This is a genomic window from Roseomonas alba, from assembly GCF_019430885.1.
Classification (GTDB): Bacteria; Pseudomonadota; Alphaproteobacteria; order Acetobacterales; family Acetobacteraceae; genus Neoroseomonas; species Neoroseomonas alba.
In genome coordinates, this window is sequence record NZ_JAHYBZ010000019.1 from 24,019 (window position 1) to 30,619 (window position 6,601).

The following is a 6,601-nucleotide window of genomic DNA, read 5'->3' on the forward strand; positions in this document are numbered from 1 at the left end:
TCAATCCGGGCATGGAAACGCTCATGGAACTGGCCGCAACGCTCGGCCCTCGCCACTGCCTCACGGCTTCAGACGACATCGCGCCCTATGCGGTCGATTGGCGCGGCCAGTGGAAGGGCATGCCCGCCGCGGTGCTGCGGCCGGGCACGACCGAGGAAGTCGCCGCGACCCTTCGCGCCTGCGCCGCCGCCGGCCTCGCCGTGGTGCCCGCCGGCGGGCGCACCGGTCTGTGCGGTGGGGCGGTGGTGCCGGCGAACGGGCCGCCTTCGGTCATCCTCAGCCTCGAACGGATGAACCGCATACGCGACGTCGATGCGCGGGACTTCTCGCTCGTCGCCGAGGCCGGCTGCATCGTCCAGAACGTCCAGCAGGCCGCCGCCGCCGTCGACCGTCTGTTCCCGCTCTCCTGGGGCGCGCAGGGCTCGGCCATGGTCGGCGGCGCGCTGTCCACCAATGCCGGGGGCATCCGCACCCTGCGCTGGGGCAATGCGCGCGACCTCGTCCTCGGCCTCGAGGTCGTGCTGCCCGATGGTCGCGTGCTCAACGACCTCCGCCGCGTGCGCAAGGACAATTCCGGCTACGCCCTGCGCCACCTCTTCCTGGGCGGGGAGGGGACGCTCGGCGTCATCACCGCCGCCGCGCTGCGCCTGGTCCCGGCGCTGAAGCGCGTCGAGACCGCCTTCGTCGCCGTGCCCTCGCCCGAGGCCGCGCTGAACCTCTTCTCCCGTGTCATGGGGAGCGGGGCTGAGGTCATCGCCTTCGAACTCATCATCGGCACCTGCATGGAGATCATGAGTCGCAACGCCGTCGGCATCCGCATTCCATTGCCGCTCGGCAGCCCCTGGTATGTCATGGTGGAACTTGCCGCCGCGCACCCCTCCGTGCCGCTGCGCGAGATGCTGGAGGACACGCTCGCGGCGGGGGCGGAGGCCGAGGAAGTGCTCGACGCCGCCATCGCCGACAACGAGGCCCAGCGCGCCATGATCTGGCGCATCCGCGAGGACTGGCCCGATTCCGGCCGGCGCGAAGCACCCTGCATCAACACCGACACCTCGGTGCCGGTCTCCGCCGTGCCGACCTTCTGCGCGCGGGTGGAAGCGGTGCTCGCGGAGCGCTGGCCGGAGGGACGCCTGATCGCCATCGGCCATGCCGGCGACGGCAACATCCATGTCAGCCTGATGGCGCCGACCGGCACGCCCTACGAAGCCTGGTCGGCCCGTGCGCGCGACGCTGAGGCGATCGTCAATGCCATCGCCGTGGAACTCGGCGGCTCCTTCTCGGCCGAGCACGGCATCGGCCAGTCCAAGCGCCATGCCATGGTGACGCACAAGGACGGCGTGGCGCTTGACCTGATGCGGGCGATCAAGGCGGTGATCGACCCGCGGGGGATGATGAACCCGGGCAAGATGCTGCCGTAGCGCATCGCACGCTTACGCTCGGTCGGCGCCGGCCTGCGCGTCCGCCTGGCCATCCAGCGACAGGAGCTGGATGGATGGGTGGCCAGGTGGGCGCGCAGGCCGGTGTTGCTCGATCGAGGAATGCGCCGGCCCGCCGTCCCGGCGTGGGCGGCTGGCAAGTCGGCGCGGGTTTCCTTCGGCCGAATGTCATGTCCGGATCATTGAATTGCCGACCTCGTTTGCTACCATCTCGTGCATGACAATTTATTGATAAGGCCGGTCCGGGATGAGTGGAACGCTCTTTGCTAATGTCGACAATTCGACCTTCCTCGACCTCACCGCCTATGAGCTGACGTCCGACGCGAATGTCGTGACCCTCGCCTCGATCAGCGGCACGAGCCTCTCGCCGGACCAGCTGACCGAGGTCGCGCAGGTCCTCAAGAGCGCCTTCTACGGCACCGCCGATGCCGAGGTGAGCGTCAGAGCCGCGAGCGGCGGGGACAGCATCACCATCGCTCTGGTACTGGATCGCGCGAATGACCCCGATGCGCTGCTCTCCGGGAACTGGGCCGCGCGGCAGGCGGCGCTGGCCGACCAGCCGAGTGTCGCCAGCCTCTACGGTGCCGATCCCGCCACCTACCAGGCGGTAGTCGACGCCGTGACCGGCGCGGGTGCGCTGGACGGCTTGACCGGCACGGCGCTGCTCACGGATGGCGTCTATGTCTCCTCGGCGGAGTCGCGCACCGTCTGGCTGACCGTCACCGCCGACGAGTTCGCCGCGCTGTTCGACACCCAGCTGCTGACGGTCAGCGTGGATGGCGAACCGTCCTTCCTTGCCTGGGCGGGCTCGCTGAGCCTGCCCACCGACATCGCCGGGAGCGTCGCCGGCCTGTGGGTGGACCAGGCCATGGCCCCGGAATACACCGAGGTCGATATCGACGACGCGGTGGACCCGGCGACGCTCGGTTCCGGGGCGCTCGGCGTCGGCAACGGGGCGACGACGGACGCGCTCTACACGCCGGATGCCATCGCCCGGCTCTACGATTTCCCGCTCTCCGAAGCCTATGAAGCCGTGGCCGCCGGCACCGCGACGGACTGGCAGAGGATGGTCGCGAGCCTGTCCTCGCCGACCGTGGGCCTGGTGGAAGGCACCACCGCGGATGCGCTGAAGGGCTATCTGAACGACTACCGCGCCATGCTGAACCTGCCCGCCTATGGGGCAGCGGACACGGATGGCTTCGCGGCGGTGGACCTCGTCAACCTCGCCGGATCGGACACCGTCCCGGCGAACGCGACCTCGGGCGAGACCACGCTCGATGTGTCGATCATCGCGACGGCCGCGCCGAACAGCTCGCAGGTCCTCTACGGCTATTCCGGGCAGACCACCTACACCGGGTACCAGTCAGCGATCTTCGATGCGGAGAATGCGCCGTCGATCCTGACCTCCTCCTACTCGGACCACATCCGGCCGACGCCGGATTCACCCTTCGCCTGGGCCTATGAGCAGCTCTTCGTTGATGCGCAGCTGCGCAATATCACGGCGCTGATGTCCTCGGGCGACGGCGGATCGAGCGCCCAGTACGCCACCGGCAACACGCTCGTGCACAGCTCGCACGCCGTCGGCTCGGCGATCATCGTCGGCGGCAGCTCGCTGTCGACCTTCGGCACGGCCCTCACGGACACGACGCTCGAGGCCGTGCTCTCGAATGCGCAGGCGAACGATCTCGCCACGCTGCTGCAATTGGTCGCGGGCGGGCTGGCGATCGCGCCGGCGCATCTGGACGCCACCGACCTCGCGCTGTTCGTCGAGACAGTCTGGTACGATTACAGGCTCGAGCAGAAGACCGACGGGACCTATGAGATGGACCCGTCCTACCTGAAGAACGCGGCGAGCGGCGGTGGCATCGACACCGGGCAGCCCATCCCATCCTACCAGGCGGCGTTCGGTCTTCCCCTCGACGGACGCGGTATTCCCGATGTCTCAGCCGTGGCGGGCGGCAACACCTGGTACAAGATCCTCAATCCCGACTATGACGGGATCGGTTCCGAGCCGCTCACCGCGCCCGAAAGCGGCACCAGCGCGGCGGCCCCCTTGTGGGCGGCGCTGACGGCGCAGCTCGACGTCATCTTCCAGGACCAGGGCCTGCCCGAGCTCGGCTACTACAACGACTTGCTCTACATCGCCGCGGCCATCGCGCCCGGTTCGTTCAACGACGTCACGATCGGGCACAACACCGCCAGCTTCTTCTACTACCATGAGGATTCGGAGGGAGCGCCGAACGGCAATCCCGACTACGCCTTCATCGCCAAGTCTTCCGGTGGCGAGGCCTACATCTTCGCCACGGGCCTCGGCTACCCGGCGATCGAGGGGTATGATCTGACGACCGGCCTCGGCACGCCGAACGGGCTCTTGCTCGCGCGCGCCCTGACTGCCATCGCCCATGCGCAGATGGGCAACCAGGTCCAGCCCGACGTGGTCAGCGGCCTCAACGCCACCACGGCGGCGAGCGGTGCGGACCAGGCGCTGCTGGTGCAGGTGGCCGGGCCGCTGGGCCGCTACCAGGTCACGCTCGGCGACCAGGTCGTCGCCGGCAGCACCGACGGCGAGGGCCTCGTGTCCGGTGACGCGGTCGTGCAGAAGATGCTGCAGTCCGACTTCGATGCCACGCTGGTGCAACTGCTGGACGGCGCATCGCATGTCGCGTCGAGCACGGTCGCGGTCACGGAGGGCGACGCGATCGGCGCGAGCATGGGGGACACGGCGCTGGGGCTCTACCAGGCCGGGCTGACCGCCGGCTTTGGCTTCGTCTCCTTCGGCGGAGACGATGCCGGCGTGACGGTGGCACGGCCCGTCGCCATCGCCGAGACCCCCGGCGATGCGAATGGCCAGGACGTCGTCGTGCGAATGCGCCAGAGCGGCGCGCCCGACAGCACGCTGATGATCTACCGGGTCGACGACCTCTCCGGCACCGTGGACGGCCAGCGGCCGGGCGATGCGGGCTATGCCGCGGCTGCCGAGGCGGCGGCCTACACGCTGAAGGGCGGCGGTACCGTCATCGCCGGTCCCGGCTTCGGCAACTATGCCGAGGCGGTGCTGACGGAGGTCGACGATGGCGACATCCTGGCCATGCGCTTCTCGGCGACCTTTGAAGGCGTGACCGCCACCTACTGGGCCTTCGCCGAGGCCAATGAGACCGTCCCGGATGGCGGACACGCCACCCATATCTGGAACTACGGGCTGAACACCTGGGGGTGGGAGGACACCACCGCCGTGAATGGATCCGACTTCGACTACAACGACCTCATCGTGCAGTTCGACTTCACCAGCCTGACAGGCCACGACCTGATCGCCTGAGGGGCGTGTCCGGACGGCGCCATCCGGCGCGCGTGCCGTTGCGGAATCCTCCCGAGCATCCACCACGGCATCCATAGCGCATGCGCTGGGATGGTCGGCCGCGCACGGGTGCGGACCCGTTGCGCAATGCCGCCGGCGGGACCCTGGCGCACGGCGACGGGCCGCATGCCGCGTCCGGCGAGGATCGGGGCGATCGTCCGCGCTCATGGGCCGGACATGCCGAACTCATTGGCGCCCGCGGCGCCTTTGGCGCATGAACCCCGGCGAGAGAGGGAGCCCATCCATGGCCTATTTCCAGTCCAAGCCCGTCGCCGGCCGTCACTTCCTGCAGATCCCGGGCCCGACCAACGTGCCCGACCGCGTATTGCGGGCGATGGACAACCCGACCATGGACCATCGCGGCCCCGATTTCGGGAAGATGGGCAAGGCGCTGCTGGAAAAGGTCCGCCACGTCTTCAGGACCGAAGGCCCGGTCGTGATCTACCCCGCCTCCGGCACCGGGGCCTGGGAGGCGGCGCTGACCAACACCCTCTCGCCCGGCGATCGCGTGCTGATGTGCGAGACCGGCTGGTTCGCCCATCTGTGGCAGGAGATGTCGGGCCGCCTCGGCATCGTCACCGACCTGGTGAAGACCGACTGGCGCCGCGGTGCCGACGTTGCCCAGATCGAAGCCCGTCTGCGCGAGGACAAGACGCACGCCATCAAGGCCGTCTGCGTCGTCCACAACGAGACGAGCACCGGCTGCACCTCCCGCATCGACGAGGTGCGCAAGGCCATGGACGCCGCCGGCCATCCGGCGCTGCTGCTGGTCGACACCATCTCCTCGCTCGGGTCCATCGACTACCGCCACGACGAATGGGGCGTCGACGTCACCGTCGCCGGATCGCAGAAGGGGCTGATGCTGCCGCCTGGCCTGTCCTTCAACGCGATCTCGCAAAAGGCACTGAAGGCATCCGAGACCGCGAAGCTGCCGCGCAGCTTCTGGGACTGGAAGCCGATGCTGGCCGCCAATGCCACCGGCTACTTCCCCTACACCCCGGCGACCAACCTGCTCTATGGGCTGGACGCCGCGGTGGACATGCTGATGGAGGAAGGCCTCGACAACGTCTTTGCCCGCCATGACCGCCACGCGGAGGCGACGCGCCGCGCGGTGCGCCATTGGGGCTTCGAGACGCAGTGTGCCGAGCCGCGGCACTATTCCTCCTCGCTGACGGCGGTGCGCCTGCCGGAAGGCCATTCGGCGAATGCGCTGCGCGCCACGATCCTCGAGAAGTTCAACATGTCGCTCGGCAACGGGCTCGGGCAGCTCAACGACCGGGTCTTCCGCATCGGTCATCTCGGCGATTTCGGCGACCTGTCGCTGATCGGCACTCTGGGCGGGGTCGAGATGGGCCTGCGCACCGCCGGCGTGCCGCACAAGGCAGGTGGCGTGCAGGCGGCGATGGACTATCTGGCAGGCAATGCCTGAAGCCCGCCGTGGGGGAGGGGTGCCTCCCCCCGGCATCCGGCCGGGCCGCAGCGAACGCATGCGAGGAAACCGGCCATGACGCCCCAGGAATTCCGCACCAGCCTGACCGAGGCCTCACCGCCGGCAGGGCTGCCCGGGCCGCTGCTGGCCCTGTGGTGGGATGCCCGCGGCGATTGGGACCGCGCGCATGAGGCCGCCCAGGTCGGGGATGACGCCGACAGCGCCTGGGTCCACGCCTATCTGCACCGCAAGGAAGGCGGACGCTTCCGGAAACCTGTTGGCGGCGCTGGGGCTGACGTGATTCGCTTCGTGCTGATCGAAATGGAGCAGGCTGCGGATGTCGGCAGGTCAACCTGGTTTCTGGGATGTGCAGGATCGGCT

General features: G+C 68.9%; 3 protein-coding genes and 1 pseudogene. All 4 read left to right on the forward strand.

Annotated features, from left to right (window positions below):
- The first annotated feature begins 11 nt into the window (after positions 1–11).
- Positions 12–1,418 (forward strand): FAD-binding oxidoreductase, encoded by a 1,407-nt coding sequence (locus KPL78_RS29510; RefSeq protein WP_219766883.1) that lies wholly within the window; start codon positions 12–14, stop codon positions 1,416–1,418.
- Positions 1,419–1,683: 265 nt separating this feature from the next.
- On the forward strand, positions 1,684–4,752 hold the full coding sequence (locus KPL78_RS29515) for a S8/S53 family peptidase (protein WP_219766884.1): 3,069 nt from the start codon (positions 1,684–1,686) through the stop codon (positions 4,750–4,752).
- Between the two features lie 283 nt (positions 4,753–5,035).
- Entirely contained in the window at positions 5,036–6,220 is a 1,185-nt protein-coding gene (locus KPL78_RS29520) for a pyridoxal-phosphate-dependent aminotransferase family protein (protein WP_219766885.1), read from the forward strand.
- 75 nt (positions 6,221–6,295) lie between these two features.
- Positions 6,296–6,601 (forward strand): annotated as a pseudogene (locus KPL78_RS29525) (hypothetical protein); the annotation flags it as partial.

Coding starts and splice junctions, on each gene's coding strand:
- KPL78_RS29510 (WP_219766883.1), top strand. CDS start 12: ATGGAAACGCTCATGGAACTGGCCGCAACGCTCGGCCCTCGCCACTGC.
- KPL78_RS29515 (WP_219766884.1), top strand. CDS start 1,684: ATGAGTGGAACGCTCTTTGCTAATGTCGACAATTCGACCTTCCTCGAC.
- KPL78_RS29520 (WP_219766885.1), top strand. CDS start 5,036: ATGGCCTATTTCCAGTCCAAGCCCGTCGCCGGCCGTCACTTCCTGCAG.